The organism is Lentzea alba, assembly GCF_011067745.1.
In the GTDB taxonomy this organism is placed as follows: Bacteria; Actinomycetota; Actinomycetes; order Mycobacteriales; family Pseudonocardiaceae; genus Lentzea; species Lentzea alba.
In genome coordinates this window covers 25,599-43,449 of record NZ_JAAMPJ010000022.1, presented here as the reverse complement: position 1 = coordinate 43,449, position 17,851 = coordinate 25,599, and the positions used below count along the sequence as shown (strand labels likewise).

Here is a 17,851-nt window from a genome sequence, read left to right as displayed (position 1 = left end):
TATCGGTCTCGCATCGGCCGTCTGCGAGACTGCCGGGCATGGAGGCGTTGCTGGAGGGTCTTGATCCGGAACAGCGCGCAGCGGTCGAGGCGCCGCGCGGCCCGGTGTGCGTGCTCGCGGGCGCCGGTACCGGAAAAACGCGCACCATCACGCACCGCATCGCCTACCTGTGCCAACGCGGTCACGTCGCTCCGTCACAGGTTCTCGCCGTCACGTTCACCAAGCGCGCCGCGGGGGAGATGCGCACGCGTTTGCGCTCTCTCGACGTGCACGGCGCACAGGCCGTGACGTTCCACGCCGCCGCATCGCGCCAATTGCGCTACTTCTGGCCACGGGTCATCGGCGGTCCGCGCTGGGACCTCGTCGACCAGAAGATCCGCGTCGTCGCCCGCGCCGCGTCCCGGCTAGGGCTGCCGACCGAGCCCGACGCGCTGCGCGACCTCACCAGCGAGATCGAGTGGGCGAAGGCGTCGCTGCTCACACCGGAGGACTACCCGGTCGCCGCCGCGCGCGCCGCCAGGGACATCCCGGCACCCGCCGAGCAGATCATGAAGCTCTACACGACCTACGAGCAGCTCAAGAACGAGGCGCAGCTGCTCGACTTCGACGACCTGCTGCTCTACACGGCCGGGGCGCTGGAGGACAACGCGGAGGTCGCGCAGGAGTTCCGCGACCGCTACCGCTGCTTCGTGGTCGACGAGTACCAGGACGTGACGCCGCTGCAGCAACGCGTGCTCGACTCGTGGCTCGGCGGCCGCGACGACCTGACCGTCGTCGGCGACGCGAACCAGACCATCTACTCGTTCGCCGGTGCCTCGCCGCAGCCGCTGCTCAACTTCGCGCGACGGTTTCCCGAGGCGGTCGTCGTGCGGCTGGAGCGGGACTACCGGTCGACGCCCCAGGTGGTGGCGCTGGCCAACGACGTCATCAAGTGGGCGCGCGGACGTCCCGCCGGCTCGCGGCTGCAGCTCATCGGGCAGCGGCCGGAAGGGCCCCTGCCGCGGTTCCACGAGTTCGACGACGAACCGGCCGAGGCGGACGCGGTCGCGCGGCGCATCAAGACGTTGCTCGACGAAGGGGTCGCGGCTTCCGAGATCGCGATCCTCTACCGGGTCAACGCGCAGTCAGAGGTGTACGAGCAGGCACTCGCGTCGCTCGGCATCCCGTACCTGGTGCGCGGTGGCGAGCGGTTCTTCGAACGCGCCGAAGTGCGCCAGGCGATGATCGCGTTGCGCTCGGCCGGGGATCTTGACGGCAGCCTGCCCGAGGTCGTCCGCTCGGTGCTCGGCCGCGTGGGCCTGACCGACGAACCGCCGACCGGTGGCTCCGCCCGTGAGCGCTGGGAGTCGTTGCTCGCGCTGGTCGAGCTCGCCGAGGAGTTCGCCGCCTCGTCGCCGGAAGCCGACCTGCCGCGGTTCTGCGCGGAGCTGGACATGCGGGCCGAGGCGCAGCACCCGCCGACCGTCGAGGGCGTGACGCTGGCGTCGCTGCACGCGTCGAAGGGCCTGGAGTGGGACGCGGTGTTCCTCGTCGGGCTGGTCGAAGGCACGATGCCGATCCAGTACGCCGACGGCGACGAGGCGAAGGTCGAAGAAGAACGCCGCCTTCTGTACGTAGGCGTGACGCGCGCGCGTGAGCACCTCTGGCTGTCGTGGGCGTTGTCCCGAGCGGCCGGTGGACGCAAGTACCGCCGCCGCTCGCGCTTCCTCTACAGCCTCGTGCCCGAGAACCACCCGGCCGCACGGGTATCTGGCGGCGCGCAGCGGCCTCCTCTGATGAAGAAGGAGAAGCCGACCTGCCGGGTCTGCGCGTCGACGCTGGTCGAAGCGCAAGCCGTCAAGCTCGGTCGTTGCAGGTCCTGCCCGTCCGATGTGGACGAGGAGTTGCTCGAGTCGTTGCGCCAGTGGCGTGCGGGACGGGCGCGGGAGCTGAAGGTGCCCGCGTACGTGGTCTTCACCGACGCCACGCTGATGGCCATCGCGGAGCAGCGACCCACGGATTCGGCCGGACTTGTGGCGATCTCGGGCATCGGCGCCTCCAAGCTTGATAAGTTCGGCGACGACGTGTTGGGCCTGGTCCGAGCCGGTGTCGGGTACTCCGCCACCTGATCGGGACAAGTTTCGTTAAATAGGTTGCGAGCCCGTGGGACGGGGTCATAACCTGCTCATGCCGGGTCCGGAGGACCCGTCTGGGGAAGAAGAACTAACTACTAGAAGCTCTCGACAGCAGAGCTCTCTCTTGGAGGAGGTGGCAGTTGTGAAGCTCTTCAACACTTCGCGCTCGCTCGGCCTCCCCGTGTCCGAGGGTCTCTGCGCGTCCGCAGCCGCTCAGGCGATGTGGCAGAAGTCTGCCCTGAAGCCGGTGGCACTGCTGGGCCGCGAGCGCGGCACCGCCCTGCGCGGCACCGCTCTGGCCAGCGAGCAGCCGATCGTGCTGCCGGTCATCGATGACGTTCACAACTACACGAATGCGCTGTCCGCGCATCAAGTGAGAAGGCTCCTGCCGACCCCATAGAGGGGGTCGAAGGACCACCAGGCTCACGAAAGCCGCGGACTCGCACAGAGTCCGCGGCTTTCGTGTTTTTGCAGTACCCCACACAAGGAGAAAACCCTGATGTTGACCGCGACTGTCCCGCTCACCGGCGAGACACTTCCGGACCTCGCGGACGGGCTCGACCTGCCCTGCCGCACCCACAACCCCGACCTCTGGTTCGCGGACGTTCCGGCTGACCTCGAGAAGGCCAAGTCCTTCTGCGGGACCTGCCCGGTTCTGGCGGAGTGCCTCGCCGGCGCGATCGCCCGTCACGAGCCGTGGGGTGTCTGGGGTGGAGAGATCTTCGAGCGCGGTGTCGTGATCGCGCGGAAGCGGCCGCGTGGCCGTCCGCGCAAGGACGCGGCAGCTGTCGTCACTGCTGACAAGACGGAGGCGGCGGCGTGAACACCGTGACTACCAGCAACAGCACGATCCCCACCTACCTGAACGAGGCCCTGACTCCCATGTCTCTGAACGAAGAACTCGTGCGAATACGAATACAAGAAGCCCAGAGGTACGCGGAAGAGCAACGCCTGGCGAACCGCCTCGCGTCAGCGCAACGTTGGCGCAGGTTGTCGCGATGGGCGGGACGCAGAGCGGCTCGCTTCGACCTCTGACAGTCTCGAGCTGAGGCCGTCATCCACGAGAAGGTGGATGGCGGCCTCGGCCGTTCCTCCGTACCGTTTGCTTTTGTGTCGCACCACACTCACGACGGAATCGACTGGTCCGCCCGCCTCCACGCGATGAGGCGCTACGGCTCGCTGCAGTCCGAAGCGTTGTCCGTGGTCGCCCGCAGACTCGTGTCCCTGCTGCCCGACTCACCGGTCGTGATGGACGTCGGCTGCGGTGCCGGCTCCATGAGCGTGCCGCTGGTCTCGGCCCTGCGCGAACACGGCGGCGGCGTGCTGGTCCTGGTAGACGCCACGCCGGAGTTGCTGGACGCGGCCTGCACCGCGGCGCGTGCCGAGGCGGACGGCGCCGTGTCGATCAAGCCCGTGCTGGCCGACCTGGCAGCGGAAGACCCGCTGTCCTTCGCCGGCCCGGTTGAGCTCATCTGGGGCTCGCGGGTGATCCACCACCTCCCTGACCAGCTGCGCGGGGTGAAGCGCCTGGTAGAAGCGTTGGCTCCCGGCGGCTGGCTGGCCCTCGCCGAGGGCGGGCTGGAGACGCGGTTCCTGCCCTGGGACCTCGGCGTCGGCGAGCCAGGCCTGCAGGACCGCATGGCAGCGGCCCGCGCCGACTGGTTCGTGTCGATGCGCGAGAACATGACTGGCTCCGTGCGCCTCCCGGTCGGCTGGAACGTCGCCCTGGCCGACGCGGGCCTGGGCGAGATCAGCGCCTTCAGCTTCGTCGTCGACCACCCGGCCCCGGCCAAGCACCTCGTCCGCGAATGGGCGGTCGACCGCCTGACCTGGCTCGCCGAGATCACCGGGCCGTACCTGCACCCGTCCGATCGCGACGCGTTGCGCCGGCTGCTCAACCCGTCCGACTCCGAGTACGTGGGTGCGCGGGAGGACGTGTTCCTGCTCGAGACGGACACCGTCCACCTGGGACGGCGCCGATGACGGCTGGGGCGTCGCCGACTGCAGGGGCGTCGCCGGCCACGGCTTGCCACAGATGTGGGCGGTCGCGTGCCTCCGTTTCCGACCTGGAGTTCCTGGCCTGGTCTTCTGAGCGGACCGGTGGGTCGATCCGGTGGTTGTGTCAGGTGTGCTCGAAGGCCCACGTGCGGGACATCGAGGGCAAGCTGCCGGACGAGTACTGGCGCTGACTCACCTGGAGGGACCGGCCGCGGCCATCAGGGCTTGCCACGGGGCCGCGTCGAAGATCAGCAGGATCGAGGTGATCTTGCCGTTGGTGACGCGGAAGTGTTCGGCTGCGTGCCGACAGACGAGGCGGTGTGCACGTCGTAGATCAAGGTGGCCTCGGCGTCGCCGTACAACTCACTGATCAGTTCGACGTCGGTGACGATGCCGAGCAGACCGTCGAGTCCGCCCAGACAAGCGAAAATCTTCGCTTGTCTGGGCGGCCGCGGGAACGTCCCCTCGGAACCGGGCGTCGTGGTAGGCCCTGACGGTGCGTCGGGTCGCTGAATCGGTGGTCATGTCGTCTCCTGGGGCGGGTTCAGGTGCTGCTCGATCCGGTGCTGGTTCTCGGCGAGGCGCAGGCACAGGTGCCGGAGCAGGGTGAGCTCGTCCGGTGTGAAACCGTGGAAGAGCGCGGTCATGGCGCGTTGTGTCGGCTCGCGGAAGGACTCCAGCCACTCCTCGCCCGCAGGCGTGATCCGGGCGCGAACCGATCGGCGGTCGTGCTGGTCCTGGACCCGCTCCGCAAGTCGATCGTTCGCCAAGGTGTCGACCAGGCCGGTGACGTTTCGGGAGCTCACCCGTCCCGCGCGGGCGAGTTCGCCGATGCTCAGGCCCTCGTCGGAAGCTGTGCTCAGCCGCACGAGAACGTCGAACGCTCCCGCGCTGAGACCGCGTCCGCCCGCGCCGCGCCCGCGCCGTGCCCGCGCAAGCGGTCGACCGCCTGTGAAGCCGAGCGGACGGCTGCGGCCGCCTCCAACGCAAGGGTGTCGCCGTTCCGGGTGAAGGAGCGCATCGACGCTCGGACGTACCCATGATCATGCGGTCAGGTCGGGTAGAAGTGGCGTAAGGCCTGCCTGACCAGCGCCGTTCCTCGTCGGCTGCTCTGCTCCAACTCCTCGTGCAGCTCGCCCGGCGTGCACAGCCGCGCATCCACCACGGCGTCGAGGATGGCCACGACCGCGCGAGGGTTCGCCTCTCGCCGGGCGAGGTCCAGGCAGGCCCTGGCCGGAGAAGCCAGCCTCAGTCCGTCGCGCTGCACCACGCCCGGTGGCCGGGTCGTGCGTTCGAAGAGGATCCACGGGTGCGCTCTTCGCATGTTCTTTCCAGCCAGCACGTGAACGTGCCGGGGAAGTGGCAACGCGGCGCCTTGGCGGACGAGCGCGTCCGCTCCTGTGATCACCGATTCCGGGCCGGCGAACGAGAGAACCGCTCGAAGTCGGTCGAGTCGGCTGGGCGGCGACGGCTTTTGCAGAACGACGCCGGGAAGCACCTTTTGCCAGGGCCCGGAAGGTGCGCAGCGGCGGTGGATCTCCCGGGCGGACAGGCCGGATTCGAGCAGGTCAGCGGTGGTTGCGAGGTGTGCCATGCGGACCATCGTGGCCCACGGGCAGGCGGCGAAAACGGGCTGAGAGACAACCTGTGGACAACTCCGGGCAGGTTCACTCGGACGAGTTAGTCGTCGAATCCCGGCTGCCAGCGGGCGACGATTTCGCGGGCCGTCACGTGGGCGTCCAGCTGGCAGAGGATGCCGGTGGCTCCCAATGTCACGCGGTGAATCAGCAGGTATTGCGGGGGCAGGTTCAGGGATCGGCCGGTTTGCGAGTCCGGGCTGCGCAGGTCGCCCACACGTTCTGCCTGCGACTGCAGCCAGCGGCGGGTGAAGTGGAACGACTCGGTGCGCAGGGGCTCGACGAACGGGGCCAGGTAGCCGAGCACGTCCTCGCCGTGCAGGGACATGCCCTCGCGGATGAAGTTCTCGGTGCGCAGGAGTTCGACCAGGTCAGCGGAGCGGCCGTCGAGGGCGAGCCTGGTCATCAGGCCCAGCGTCTTGGGCAGGCCGTCGGGCAGGCGGGCCACGGCGCCGAAGTCGAGCACGCGCAGGCGGCCGTCGTCGCCCAGCATGAAGTTGCCGGGGTGCGGGTCCGCGTGCAGCAGGCCGGAGCGCGACGGGGCGGAGAAGTGGAACTCGGCGAGCAGCTGACCGGCCAGGTCGCGATCAGCCACCGAGCCCTCGCGAATGATCGACGACAGGCCGACGCCGGACGTCCACTCGGTCACCATGACCTTGGGCGATGAGGCGACCACGCGCGGAACCAGCACGTGCGGGTCGTTCTCGAAGGCCTTCGCGAACGTGCGCTGGTTCGCCGCCTCGTCGCGGTAGTCGAGCTCCTCCAGGTACCGGTCGCGCAGCTCCTCCAGCAGGGGGCGCACGTCGGTGCCCGGCATGATCGCCTGCAGCAGCCGGGAGAACCGCAGCAGTTGCTTCAGGTCCGCGCGCAGGGCCTCGTCGGCGCCGGGGTACTGGACCTTCACCGCCACGTCGCGACCGTCGTGCCACACCGCGCGGTGCACCTGGCCGATGGACGCCGAGGCGGCCGGGTCGTCGTCGAACGACTTGAAGCGCTTCGCCCAGGACGCGCCGAGCTGTTCGGCGAGCACGCGGTGGGTGGTGCGGGCGGGCATCGGCGGGGCCGCGGTCTGCAACTTGGTCAACGCCTCGCGGTACGGGGCCGCGAGCTCGTCCGGGACGGCCGCCTCGAACACGCTCAGCGCCTGGCCGAACTTCATCGCGCCGCCCTTGAGCTGGCCGAGCACCGCGAAGACCTGTTCCGCCGTCTTGGCGGTCACCTCGGCGTTGACCTCGTCGGCCGCGCGTCCGGTCAGTCGCTTCCCCCAGCCACCGACAACCCGGCCGGCCACCCCGAGCGGGAGGCTCGCCAGCTTGGCGGTGCGCTGCACGGCCTTGCGCGGAATCTCGGTCACTCGGCCATGTTATGTGCGGAGCACTGACAGTCAGGGTGCGGATACCAGCTACGCCTCTCAGCAACACCCGCCACGAGGTCGAGCTCGACAGTGGCGTTCAGCACGGCAGGTGGGGGCAGGTCGCGGCCCCGGAGGTAGATCAACGACTCCAGGATCTGCGCCACCGCGAGCGCCGCCGTTCCCGTCGCGAAGAGCACGTCGGTCGAGGCCGGTCGGCTGACGAGCTGGGCCGCGATGACGGGCCAGGCAGGGTCCTGGTCGGCGCGGTGCAGGTCCGCGCAGTTCAAGCACGAGGAACGGCCGGGCAGGACCAACGGTCCGACGATGCCCACACCTTCACGCACCCGCACGGGGAGATGCGGCGTCCGGAACGCCATCAGCGTGCTCACGAGGTTCGGATCGGGGACCAGCGTCGCCGCGAGCACCGTCAGATCCGCGTTGTGCGCCAGCTGAACGCTTGATTCAGCTAGAAGCGAAGTAATTGAAAGTGCAAGGTGTCCGGCGCCGTGGACGGCGGCCGTCGCGCCCTTCGCGGGGGAGCCGGTGTCGAGCAGACCGGCCTCTTCGAGCGAGTCGAGAACGGCGCTCAACTGGCTCGGGTCCTCGCCGCGCACTTTCAGTCTTTCACCCAGTTCAGCGACGGTGTGGCGGCCGTCGAGGGTGAGGAGCTGGTCGATCAGCGCTTCGGGCAGTGAGTCGATCACCACGGCGTGTTTCGGATCGGTGCCGACCTGCACGACGCCTTCGCCGCGGCGCACCACGGCGAGTCCTGCACGTACGCGAGGTCTCGTGTCCACATGAGAAGACTGGCAGGGGGCGGGGCCCCCTGCCAGCGGAAACGTCAGACCTTGGCCTTGCCGAGGATCCGCGTCATCTTCGTGCCGCAGACAGGGCAGGTGCCCTTCGCCATGCGCCGGCCGTTGGTTTCCTCGACCTTGCCGTCGAAGTCGCGCTTCTCCCGACACTTGACGCAGTAGCCGTTGTAGGTCTCGGCCACAGCCCCTCCCTTGCAGTTGTGAGTGCGGACACACTCGGGGACCTTGGCGCGACGGTACCTGGGCGAGGCGGTGATTCCGCGCATGTCGTTCTCGCGCGTGTCCAGCCGCCGTTCGGTGGAACTTCACCCGCCGGGTGCGCGGCTGCCGCCGGTTGGGGGCGGAAAATTGTCGGTGCCGCCGTTTACGGTGACTCCATGGCCGAACCGCGGGTGGAGGTGCGGCGGAGCCCCCGGCGCCGCCGCATGGTCAGCGCGTACCGGGAGGGCGACACCGTCGTCGTCCTTCTGCCGGCACGGATGACCAAGGGGGAAGAGAAGCACTGGGTGGCGGAGATGTTGAGCCGCCTCCAGCGCAGTGAGACGCGCAGGAAGTCACCTGCGCGGACGTCGGACGAGGCGTTGATGGCGCGGTGTGCCGAGCTGTCGGCGCGCTACCTCGACTCGCTCGCCGATCCCGTCAGCGTGCGTTGGGTGCCGCCCATGCGCACGCGCTGGGCGTCGTGCACGCCGACCGAGGGCACCATCAGGGTGTCCGAGCGGCTGCGCGACGTGCCGCCTTGGGTGCTCGACTACGTGCTGGTGCACGAGTTGGCGCACCTCTTGGTGCCAGGGCACGGCAAGGACTTCTGGGAGTGGGTGCACCGCTACCCGAAGACCGAGCGCGCCATGGGCTATCTGGAAGGTCTCTCAGCCGCCGCAGGCTGGGGCATCACCGAGGACTAAGGACCATCAACGCGAAACGCCCGGCGAGGGTGTGCTCGCCGGGCGTTTCGCATGTTCAGGAACCGGGGTCAGCTCTCGTCGGGCTTGCCGTCCTCGGGCTTCTCGCCGCTCTCGCGCATGGTGCGCTCCAGCTCCGCGATCGGGTCCTCGAGAGCGTTGCGGGTGTTGGTCAGCCGCTCGGCGAACTCCAGCGGGTCGTCCAGGTCCTCGGCGGTCGGGACGAGCTCGGCGTGCTCCCACACGCTGTCGCGCACCTCGACGCCGTGCTGGTCGCCGATGAGCTTCCACAGGGCGGAAGCGGCCCGCAGCTTGCGCGGGCGCAGTTCGAGGCCGACCAACGTCGCGAAGGTCTGCTCGGCCGGGCCACCGGAGGCGCGGCGGCGGCGCAGCGTCTCGCGCAGCGCCGGGGCACCGGGCAGGCGTTCGGACACGGCGGCGTCGACCACGACGTCCACCCAGCCCTCGACCAGGGCCAGCAGGGTCTCCAGGCGGTTCAGCGCCGCCTTCTGCTCCGGGGTGGTCTGCGGTTCGAGCAGGCCAGAGCCCATGGCCTCCTCGATGGAGGCCGGGTTCGACGGGTCGATCTGGCCGGCCAGCTGCTCCAGGGCCGATGTGTCGACCTTGATGCCCTTGGCGAACTCCTCGACGGTGTCGAGCAGGCGCTGCCGCAGCCACGGCACGTGCGTGAAAAGACGCTGGTGGGCGGCCTCGCGGGCGGCGAGGAACACCATCACCTCGGAGGCGGGGCGCTCCAGGCCCTCGGTGAACTTCTCGATGTTCGCGGGCAGCAGCGCCGCGGTGCCCTCGGGGCCGAGCGGCAGGCCGACGTCGGTCGAGGTCAGCACCTCGGCGCCGAGCTGCGCCAGGGCGTTGCCGAGTTGCGAGCCGAACGCCATGCCGCCCATCTGACCGAGCATCGACAGCAGCGGACCGGCCGCCTGTTTCGCCTCGGCGGGCATCGCCTCGACCCACGCGCCGGACATGCGCTGCGCGACCGGGTCGCACAGGCGCTGCCAGGTGGGGATGGTGCGCTCGATCCAGTCGCGCGCGGTCCACGCCTCCGTCGTGCGGGTGCCGGCGGGCAGCGACGTGACCGGGTCGAGCCACATCTCGGCCAGGTGCACGGCGTCCGTCACGGCACCGGACTGGTCGGCGGCGAACCCGACGGTGGTCGTCGTCGAGGACAGCTGCTGGAACGCGATCTGCTTGGCGAGGTCGTAGTTGACCGGCCCGCTCGACGTCCCGGCGCTGCTCAGCATCGCGCCCAGCTGGCTGAGCATGTTGCCCAGCTGGCTGAAGTCGAACGGGTTGTCTCCCGGCTTCCCGCTCTTGTCGTCGGGGTCGTGCGGGCTGAACCCGAACGGCACGTCACTCATGCCTCTACCGTACGCGGATCCACATGGTCGTACGCTGTTCAGCCGTGAGTGAAACCGTCACGACCGCACCCCCACCCGCGCCCCCGCCGAGGGAGCGCGGACTGACCCGCCGGACGTGGACGCTGATCGTCAGCTTCCTAGTGGTGGCGGCACTCGGACTGCTCGGCGGTTTCGCCAGAGTCCCGTACGTCGCGCTGGGCCCCGGCCCGACCTACGACGTGCTCAGCAAGGTCAAGGACACCGACGTCGTCTCGGTGGAAGGCCAGGACACCTTCCCCACCAAGGGGTCCCTGCGCATGACGACCGTTTCGCTCACCGACGACGTGTCGCTGTTCGGCGCTCTCGGCCTGTGGCTGTCCGGCCGCTACGCCCTCGCCCCGCGCGAGGAGTTCTTCAAGCCCGGCGAGTCGGAGGAGGAGGTGCAGAAGAACAACGAGCTGGCGTTCAGCGAGTCCCAGACCGCCGCCGAAGTCGCCGCGCTGCACTACCTCCAGTATCCGGGCATGGTGATCGCGAACCAGGTCACCAAGGGCAGCCCCGCGGACAACGTCATCCCGCTCGGCGCCCGCATCATCTCGGTCAACGGCAAGCAGGTGCAGAGCGCGGCCGACGTGAGCAGCGCGCTGGAGAACACCAAGCCCGGCGACCGCATCGAGGTGGCTTTCGAGAAGGACGGCACCTCGAAGTCGACCCAGCTGACCCTCGGCACCCGCGACGACGGCCGTCCCGCCGGCTTCATCGGCATCTCACCGGTGGACCGCGCCGACGTGCCGTTCAAGATCAAGATCAGCCTGTCGGACGTCGGCGGCCCGTCCGCCGGCCTGATCTTCGCGCTGGCGATCGTCGACAAGCTGACGCCGGGGGAGCTCAACGGCGGCAAGGCGATCGCGGGCACCGGCGAGATCACCGGCGACGGCACGGTCAAGCCCATCGGCGGCATCGCGTTCAAGATGGTGGCCGCGAAGGAGGCCGGTGCGACCGCGTTCCTCGTGCCGAAGGACAACTGCCAGGACGCGAAGCAGCAGGCGCCGGAGGGGCTCAAGCTGATCAAGGTCGAGAACCTCAAGGACGCGGTGTCGTCGCTGGAGGCGCTCAACTCGGGCAAGGACACGCCCGCCTGCTGATCGGTTCGGCACGCGGGGGCCCCGCGTTTCCCTGGAGGAAACGCGGGGCCCCCGCGTGCCGTTGGAGGCCGGGTTGTGCCAGCCTGGGGGTGTGAGGGTCAGGGGCGCAAAGTGGCGAGCAGGGCGTCGGTGAGGTTGGGCGCCAGCTCGGGGTGCTCGACGACCTCCTCTGGCACCTCGACCGTTCCGCGCAGCCGCAGCACGCAGGAGACGGAGCCGTCGCGCAGCACCGCCGCCACCAGGCGCGCCTCGCGGCGGGCCGGGTGTTCGGCCGCAAACCTGCGGGCTGCCTCGTCGTCCAGTTCGCCGTGCTGCAGTTCCGTCTCGGCTTCCGGCGGCAGGACCACGATCTCCTGGGCCAGTGCGCACCCGGTCACGGCCGGGGGCCACTCGATGCCCGCCAGCGCGTCTCCCAGGTCGCCCGTCAGTTCGTCCTGGGCGATCGGGGTCAGCGGGGAGGCTTCGGGGTCCAGCTGGGCCCGCAGCTCTGGTTGCTGCTCGATCAGGTCTGAGGTGGCCACGAGGGCGAAGAGTTGCGGGGGCTGCTCCCAGCCGCCCGCCCCGACGAACTCCTCTACCTCGCGGGCGACCGTCGGGAGGATGACCGCTGGCGTTTCACTCGCTGACACGCGTGTCATCGTAAGACCGCCGACTTCACGGGAACCCAGGGCGTCGTCCGTAGAGTTGGACTAAACGTACGTATTGAAATTCCGCGATCCAGGAGCGTGCCTCGTGGCCACACGGCCTCCAGTCGGACTGCCGAAACTGTCCCGACGCAGCCGAATCCTGCTCATCGTCGGTGTTGTGCTCCTGTTCGGTCTCATCACGGGATCGCGGTTGCTCGACACCTACGTGAACTGGCTGTGGTTCGGCGAGGTGAAATTCCGCGACGTCTACAGCACGGTGCTGCTCACCCGGCTGGGGCTGTTCGTGGCCGCCGGGGTCGTCGTGGGCGGCATCGTCGCGCTCAACCTCTACCTCGCCTACCGGTCCCGCCCGGTGTTCGTGCCGGTGTCCGGCCCCGACGACCCGGTGGCCCGCTACCGCACGGTCGTGATGCGGCGGATGCGGTTGTTCGCGATCGGCATCCCGGTGTTCGTCGGGTTGATCGCGGGCGCGTCGGCGCAGCAGGACTGGCAGCCGTTCCAGCTCTTCCTCAACGCCCAGCCGTTCGGGGTGACCGACCCGCAGTTCCAGCACGACATCGGCTTCTACGCGTTCAAGCTGCCGTTCTACGAGTGGGTGCTGTCGTGGCTGTTCATCACGACGGCGGTGTCGTTCATCGGCGCGGTGATCGCGCACTACCTGTTCGGCGGGATCCGGCTGGCCGGTCGCGGCGGCCAGTTGTCCGGACCGGCGCGACTGCACCTCGCCCTGGTCGCCGGCACGTTCGTGCTGCTGAAGGCCGTCGCGTACTTCTTCGACCGGTACGAACTGCTGCTGCACGAGAACGAGAAGTTCGTCGGCGCCAGCTACACCGACCTCAACGCGGTGCTGCCGGCCAAGCTGATCCTGCTGTGCATCGCGGTGTTCTGCGCGATCGCGTTCTTCGCGGGCGCGTTCATGCGCAACGTGCAGCTGCCCGCCATCGCGACCGTTCTGCTGGTGCTGTCGAGCGTGCTCGTCGGCGCGGCGTGGCCCGCGGTGCTGGAGCAGTTCTCGGTCAAGCCGAACGCCATCCAGAAGGAAGCTCAGTCGATCGAGCGCAACATCAAGGCGACACGACAATCGTTCGGGCTGACCGAGGACAAGGTCGAAACAAAGCCCTACGACGGCAAGCAGAACATCACCAACGAGCAGATCAAGACCAACGACGCGGCGACGCTGGGCAACATCCGCCTGCTCGACCCGGCCGTGCTCGGGCGGACGTTCACGCAGTTCCAGCAGCTGCGGCCGTTCTACGGGTTCCCGAACAAGCTCGACGTCGACCGGTACACAGTGGACGGGAAGCTGCGCGACTACATCGTGGCGGTCCGCGAGCTGAAGCTCGACAGCCTGCCGCAGGGCCAGCGCGACTGGATCAACCAGCACCTCATCTACACGCACGGCAACGGCTTCGTCTACGCCGAGGCGAACAAGGTCAACGCGGTGGCCGACCAGACCAACGGCGGGTACCCGGAGTTCAAGACCGGTGAGGTCGCGCCGGACGGCACGATCCGCAACGCCGAGAACGGCATCAAGGTCGACCAGCCCCGCACTTACTACGGCGAGCTGTTCGGCACGAACGACTACTCGATCGTGGGTGGCCGGCCGCAGGGTTCGGCGGCCGAGTACGACACGGATGCCAAGTCGTACACCTACACCGGTTCCGGCGGCGTGCCGATCGGCAGCCTGTTCAACAAGCTGGCGTTCGCGGCGTACTACGGCGAACGGAACATCCTCTTCAACCAGTCCATCGCGGACGAGTCGAAGATCATGATCAAGCGTGCGCCGCGGGACCGCGTGCAGGCCGTCGCGCCGTGGCTCACCGTCGACAGCGACCCGTACCCGGCCGTCGTGAACGGCCGCATCACCTGGATCGTCGACGGCTACACCACGCTCGACAACTACCCGTACGCGCAGCGCACCCCGCTGGGCGACGCGACGAACGACTCGCTCACCGCGGACGGCGTGGTGATCTCGCAGGCCAACAAGCCCGTCAACTACATCCGCAACTCGGTCAAGGCCACTGTGGACGCCTACGACGGCACCGTGAGCCTGTACGCGATGGACGAGCAGGACCCGGTCCTCAAGGCGTGGATGGGCGTCTTCCCGAACACGGTGAAGCCGAACAGCGAGATCTCGAACGAGCTGCGCCAGCACTTCCGCTACCCCGAGGACCTGTTCAAGGTGCAGCGGCAGATGCTGTCGAAGTACCACGTCTCGTCGCCGTCGGACTTCTACTCCGGTGTCGCCTACTGGGCGCCGGCGCAGGACCCGACGATCGACAACGTGACCTCGGCGGACGCCCAGCGCGACGCCGCGGCCAAGCGCAGGGACGCGCAGCCGCCGTTCTACGTGCTGGCAGGTGACCCGGCCGATCCCAGCAAGGTCCGATTCCAGCTGACCAGTCCGCTGGTCCGCGAGAACCGGGAGTTCATGGCGGCGTACGTCACCGTGGGGTCCGACCCGGACAACTACGGGAAGATAAGCGTGTTGCAGCTGACGCAGGACGCCAAGGGCCCGCAGCAGATCCAGACGCAGTTCCTCACCTCGGACAACGTCAGTCGCGAGCTCAACCTGCTGGCACAGCAGAAGACGACGGTCGTCTACGGCAACCTGCTCACGCTCCCGGTGGGCGGCGCGCTGCTCTACGTCGAACCCGTTTACATCGAGCGCGCGTCCAACAACACCTCGTATCCGCAGCTGTCCAAGGTGCTCGTCTGGTACGGCGACCGGGTCGGATACGCGTCGACGTTGAGCGAAGCGTTGGAACAGGTGCTCAGCGGCACCGGCGCGGTCGTGCCGCCGCCGAGCACCAACCCGCCGAACAACAACGGCAACTCGACGCCGCCGTCCACGCCGCCGTCGAACAGCGCGTTGAGTCCTGACCTGCAGAAGGCGGTCAACGACATCGACTCGGCGTTGGCGGAAATCAAGAAGGCTCAGCAGAACGGTGACTTCGCCGCGCTCGGCCAGGCGTACCAGCGCCTGGAGGACGCGTCGGCCCGCTTCAAGCAGTACAACACCGGGGCTGCCGTGCCGCCGCCTACGGGCCAGTCGTCGGTTGTGCCGAGCCCCACACCGTCAGGCTGACCTCTCGATTTGCATTAAGCGCTCCACCCCGCGTAAGGTTCTATTCATACCGACGCGGGGTGGAGCAGCTCGGTAGCTCGCTGGGCTCATAACCCAGAGGTCGCAGGTTCAAATCCTGTCCCCGCTACAAAGTTGGAAAAGTCCTGTCTGCGGAGAGCGTAGACAGGACTTTTTCGCATTGCATTGGGGGCGGAGCCCCCAAACCCCACCCTGGGGGCAAGCCCACAGACCCCCCCGTAGGTTGACCATCGGGAAGCGGGAAGCTGGGCCTTCTCGGGGTTTTTCGGGGGGTGACCTGCGGAAACCGCGGTTGGAGGGGGGTGGTGAAAAAGGGGTTTTCGGAGGGTGTAGAGTTCTCCTTACAACAGCAAGACAGCAAGACAGCAAGACAAGCTAGAAGCGGCGCGGGGTGGAGCAGCTCGGTAGCTCGCTGGGCTCATAACCCAGAGGTCGCAGGTTCAAATCCTGTCCCCGCTACTAGACAGAAGGCCGGAACCATCAGGTTCCGGCCTTCTGCTTTGTTCGAGGTCAGCGCGTTTCAGGTCATGTTCTCCGCCCAGTACTGGGCGCACAGCATGCTGGAGCAGATCCGGCCCTCACCGTTGACGGTGCGGTGCTTGCGGATCTGTTTGCCGCACACCATGCACTCGTCCTTGCCGGCCTGCTCCGGGATGCCACCGGTCATCCACGCCACCGTGTGCGCCGCCACCTTCTTGTGGTCCAGCCACTTGATGCTCTTCATCGTCCCCGACCTCCGTGTCTCGCTCCGCCTGCCTGGCAATGATCATTTTCCCGGTTGCGCGGGCGTAGGAAAGAGGTGCGAGCGGACATCACCGGGTCGTGCGACGAGGGCCCACGTCCGTCCATTCGGGTGGCTCCGGCCGGTGAGAGTCGTACCGCCGATCGAGTGAGATCGGGTGACTTTCGTTTCTGCGAAAGGGTTTTTCCATCCGGGATGGACACAGACGGTCAAGCGGCCAAACGCGTGAGGTTGGCAAACTGCCGCTTACTCAGCGAGACTTTTCGTTGCTCCGCATGGCCCATCAGACTAGCCCGGTGATCAGCCACAGTGGACAGAACGGCTGACCATTGTGGACAGCTTCCCCCAGACGTGGGAACGTTGTCGTTGTGTCAGACCTGAATGCGACCGCAGCCGCCCTGCTCGGGCTGCTGCACGACGGACCCAAGACCGGTGGCCAGTTGGTTGCGGAGGCAGGAGACCGCTTCGGCGCGTTCTTCAGCGTGACCCGCAGCCAGGTGTACCGCGAGCTGCCCGCGCTGGCTGACCAAGGCCTGCTGCGCCTCGGCAAGCAAGGACCGCGGTCGAGCCAGCAGTACGTGCTCACGGCGGCGGGCAAGAAGGCCTTCAAGAACTGGCTGCTGTCCGAGCCCGGCCCGGACCACCTCCGCAGCCCGCTCATCCTGCGCCTGGTGCACGCCGGCTCGCTGACCGCGAAGCAGCGCGAGTCCCTGATCACGACCGCGCGTTCCGCGTACGGTCAGGAGCAGGAGAGCGCGAAGAGCGCGGCCAAGACGGCGGAGGACCCCTACGCCAAGGCGGTGGCCGAGTTCGGCCTTGCTCATGCGAAGGCGGTTCTCAAGCTGCTCGACGCCATCCCCACGGCTTAAAGGGGACGCCAGCGAAGCACCGGTCGCGAACGGCGACCGGTGCTGGCGTAATCTTTTTGCGTGAACCCGGACGTCGAAGCAGACATCAAGGACCTCTCCGCCACGCTCTCGAGCATCGAGGCGGTGATGGACCTCGATGCGTTGCGCGCCGCTGTCGCGGACCTGGAGGAGCAGGCGGCCCGCCCGGACCTCTGGGACGACCAGGAGAAGGCGCAGAAGGTCACCAGCCAGCTGTCCCACAAGCAGGGTGAGCTGCGCCGCATCACGAACCTGCGCGAACGTCTCGACGACCTTCCGCTGCTTTACGAACTCGCCGAAGAGGCCGAGGACGCGGACGCCCAGGCCGACGCGGACAACGACCGCGCCAAGCTGCGCGAGGAGATCGCGAGCCTCGAGGTTCGCACGCTGCTGTCCGGCGAGTACGACGAGCGCAACGCTCTGGTCACCATCCGTGCCGAGGCCGGTGGCGTCGACGCCGCGGACTTCGCCGAGATGTTGCTGCGCATGTACTCGCGCTGGGCCGAACGCCACCAGTACGGCGTCGAGGTCTTCGACACCTCCTACGCGGAAGAGGCGGGCATCAAGTCCGCCACGTTCCGCGTCACCGCGCCCTACGCCTACGGCACGCTGAGCGTCGAGCAGGGCACGCACCGCCTGGTGCGCATTTCGCCGTTCGACAACCAGGGCCGCCGCCAGACGTCGTTCGCCGGCGTCGAGGTCGTGCCCGTCGTCGAGCAGACCGACCACGTCGAGATCGACGAGAAGGACCTGCGCGTCGACGTCTACCGCTCGTCCGGCCCCGGCGGCCAGGGCGTCAACACCACCGACTCGGCCGTGCGCCTCACGCACATCCCGACCGGCATCGTGGTGTCCTGCCAGAACGAGCGCTCGCAGCTGCAGAACAAAGCCACGGCCATGAACGTCCTGCAGGCCAAGCTGCTCGAGCGGCGCCGGCAGGAGGAGCAGGCCAAGATGGACGCGCTGAAGGACTCCGGTTCCAGCTGGGGCAACCAGATGCGCTCCTACGTGCTGCACCCGTACCAGATGGTCAAGGACCTGCGGACCGAGCACGAGGTCGGCAACCCTTCCGCGGTGCTGGACGGGGAGATCGACGACTTCCTCGAGGCCGGCATCCGGTGGCGCAAGCAGTCCCAGCAGGGCTAG

The 17,851-nt window shown here is 68.2% G+C and carries 18 protein-coding genes and 2 tRNA genes; 11 read left to right on the top strand and 9 right to left on the bottom strand.

Going from position 1 to position 17,851, the window contains the following annotated elements; translation table 11 throughout:
- The first annotated feature begins 38 nt into the window (after positions 1 to 38).
- From G7043_RS46765 to G7043_RS46750, 4 genes are all read left to right on the top strand, one after another.
- On the top strand, positions 39 to 2,108 hold the full coding sequence (locus G7043_RS46765) for an ATP-dependent DNA helicase UvrD2 (RefSeq protein ID WP_166056132.1): 2,070 nt from the start codon (positions 39 to 41) through the stop codon (positions 2,106 to 2,108).
- Between the two features lie 148 nt (positions 2,109 to 2,256).
- Positions 2,257 to 2,514, top strand: coding sequence for a hypothetical protein (locus tag G7043_RS46760; RefSeq protein ID WP_166056129.1), 258 nt, complete (start codon positions 2,257 to 2,259; stop codon positions 2,512 to 2,514).
- 99 nt (positions 2,515 to 2,613) lie between these two features.
- Positions 2,614 to 2,937, top strand: a complete 324-nt coding sequence (locus G7043_RS46755) for a WhiB family transcriptional regulator (protein WP_086666917.1) — start codon at positions 2,614 to 2,616, stop codon at positions 2,935 to 2,937.
- Between the two features lie 287 nt (positions 2,938 to 3,224).
- Entirely contained in the window at positions 3,225 to 4,097 is an 873-nt protein-coding gene (locus G7043_RS46750; protein WP_313888439.1) for a class I SAM-dependent methyltransferase, read from the top strand.
- A 536-nt stretch (positions 4,098 to 4,633) separates the two neighbouring features.
- Here G7043_RS46750 and G7043_RS46740 read toward each other — a convergent pair.
- The 6 genes from G7043_RS46740 to G7043_RS46720 all read right to left on the bottom strand — a co-directional run bounded on the left by G7043_RS46740 (position 4,634) and on the right by G7043_RS46720 (position 8,100).
- On the bottom strand, positions 4,634 to 4,981 hold the full coding sequence (locus tag G7043_RS46740) for a MarR family winged helix-turn-helix transcriptional regulator (protein WP_313888438.1): 348 nt from the start codon (positions 4,979 to 4,981) through the stop codon (positions 4,634 to 4,636).
- Positions 4,972 to 5,133: a hypothetical protein gene (locus G7043_RS49165; RefSeq protein ID WP_242643463.1), complete on the bottom strand. Its 162-nt coding sequence runs from the start codon at positions 5,131 to 5,133 to the stop codon at positions 4,972 to 4,974. Before G7043_RS49165 ends, G7043_RS46740 begins: the two co-directional genes overlap by 10 nt.
- A gap of 30 nt (positions 5,134 to 5,163) precedes the next feature.
- The gene (locus G7043_RS46735) at positions 5,164 to 5,706 is read right to left on the bottom strand and encodes a hypothetical protein (protein WP_166056125.1); all 543 of its coding nucleotides are present in this window, start codon (positions 5,704 to 5,706) and stop codon (positions 5,164 to 5,166) included.
- Positions 5,707 to 5,792: 86 nt separating this feature from the next.
- The gene (locus G7043_RS46730; RefSeq protein WP_166056123.1) at positions 5,793 to 7,103 is read right to left on the bottom strand and encodes an ABC1 kinase family protein; all 1,311 of its coding nucleotides are present in this window, start codon (positions 7,101 to 7,103) and stop codon (positions 5,793 to 5,795) included.
- Positions 7,100 to 7,900 carry a hypothetical protein gene (locus G7043_RS46725; protein WP_166056121.1) on the bottom strand — a complete coding sequence of 267 codons (801 nt, stop codon included), beginning with the start codon at positions 7,898 to 7,900 and terminating at the stop codon, positions 7,100 to 7,102. The genes G7043_RS46730 and G7043_RS46725 overlap by 4 nt, the downstream gene beginning before the upstream one ends.
- Before the next feature lie 44 nt (positions 7,901 to 7,944).
- Positions 7,945 to 8,100 (bottom strand): DUF5679 domain-containing protein, encoded by a 156-nt coding sequence (locus G7043_RS46720; protein WP_166056119.1) that lies wholly within the window; start codon positions 8,098 to 8,100, stop codon positions 7,945 to 7,947.
- A gap of 195 nt (positions 8,101 to 8,295) precedes the next feature.
- Between G7043_RS46720 and G7043_RS46715 the strand changes: the two genes are divergently transcribed.
- A complete protein-coding gene (locus G7043_RS46715; RefSeq protein WP_086666923.1) occupies positions 8,296 to 8,823 on the top strand; it encodes a M48 metallopeptidase family protein in 528 nt (175 codons plus the stop codon).
- A 68-nt stretch (positions 8,824 to 8,891) separates the two neighbouring features.
- On the opposite strand, the gene G7043_RS46710 is transcribed toward G7043_RS46715, so the two are convergent.
- Positions 8,892 to 10,199, bottom strand: a complete 1,308-nt coding sequence (locus G7043_RS46710; protein ID WP_166056117.1) for a zinc-dependent metalloprotease — start codon at positions 10,197 to 10,199, stop codon at positions 8,892 to 8,894.
- Positions 10,200 to 10,243: 44 nt separating this feature from the next.
- Here G7043_RS46710 and G7043_RS46705 point away from each other — a divergent pair, with 44 nt between their 5' ends.
- Entirely contained in the window at positions 10,244 to 11,323 is a 1,080-nt protein-coding gene (locus G7043_RS46705; RefSeq protein WP_313888437.1) for a YlbL family protein, read from the top strand.
- Between the two features lie 98 nt (positions 11,324 to 11,421).
- Here the strand turns inward: G7043_RS46705 and G7043_RS46700 are convergent, their stop codons facing one another.
- Complete coding sequence (locus G7043_RS46700; RefSeq protein ID WP_086666926.1) at positions 11,422 to 11,961, bottom strand: PPA1309 family protein; 540 nt, start codon at positions 11,959 to 11,961, stop codon at positions 11,422 to 11,424.
- A gap of 94 nt (positions 11,962 to 12,055) precedes the next feature.
- On the opposite strand from G7043_RS46700, the gene G7043_RS46695 reads away from it, so the two are divergent.
- The 3 genes from G7043_RS46695 to G7043_RS46685 all read left to right on the top strand — a co-directional run bounded on the left by G7043_RS46695 (position 12,056) and on the right by G7043_RS46685 (position 15,535).
- A complete protein-coding gene (locus G7043_RS46695; protein WP_166056113.1) occupies positions 12,056 to 15,058 on the top strand; it encodes a UPF0182 family protein in 3,003 nt (1,000 codons plus the stop codon).
- A gap of 53 nt (positions 15,059 to 15,111) precedes the next feature.
- Positions 15,112 to 15,185, top strand: a tRNA-Met gene (locus G7043_RS46690).
- A gap of 276 nt (positions 15,186 to 15,461) precedes the next feature.
- Positions 15,462 to 15,535, top strand: a tRNA-Met gene (locus G7043_RS46685).
- A 61-nt stretch (positions 15,536 to 15,596) separates the two neighbouring features.
- Here the strand turns inward: G7043_RS46685 and G7043_RS46680 are convergent.
- Complete coding sequence (locus tag G7043_RS46680; RefSeq protein ID WP_166056111.1) at positions 15,597 to 15,800, bottom strand: hypothetical protein; 204 nt, start codon at positions 15,798 to 15,800, stop codon at positions 15,597 to 15,599.
- A 386-nt stretch (positions 15,801 to 16,186) separates the two neighbouring features.
- Here G7043_RS46680 and G7043_RS46675 point away from each other — a divergent pair, with 386 nt between their 5' ends.
- Both G7043_RS46675 and prfB read left to right on the top strand, forming a co-directional pair.
- Positions 16,187 to 16,687, top strand: a complete 501-nt coding sequence (locus G7043_RS46675) for a PadR family transcriptional regulator (protein WP_086666928.1) — start codon at positions 16,187 to 16,189, stop codon at positions 16,685 to 16,687.
- Positions 16,688 to 16,747: 60 nt separating this feature from the next.
- Positions 16,748 to 17,851, top strand: coding sequence for a peptide chain release factor 2 (gene prfB, locus G7043_RS46670; protein ID WP_166056110.1), 1,104 nt, complete (start codon positions 16,748 to 16,750; stop codon positions 17,849 to 17,851).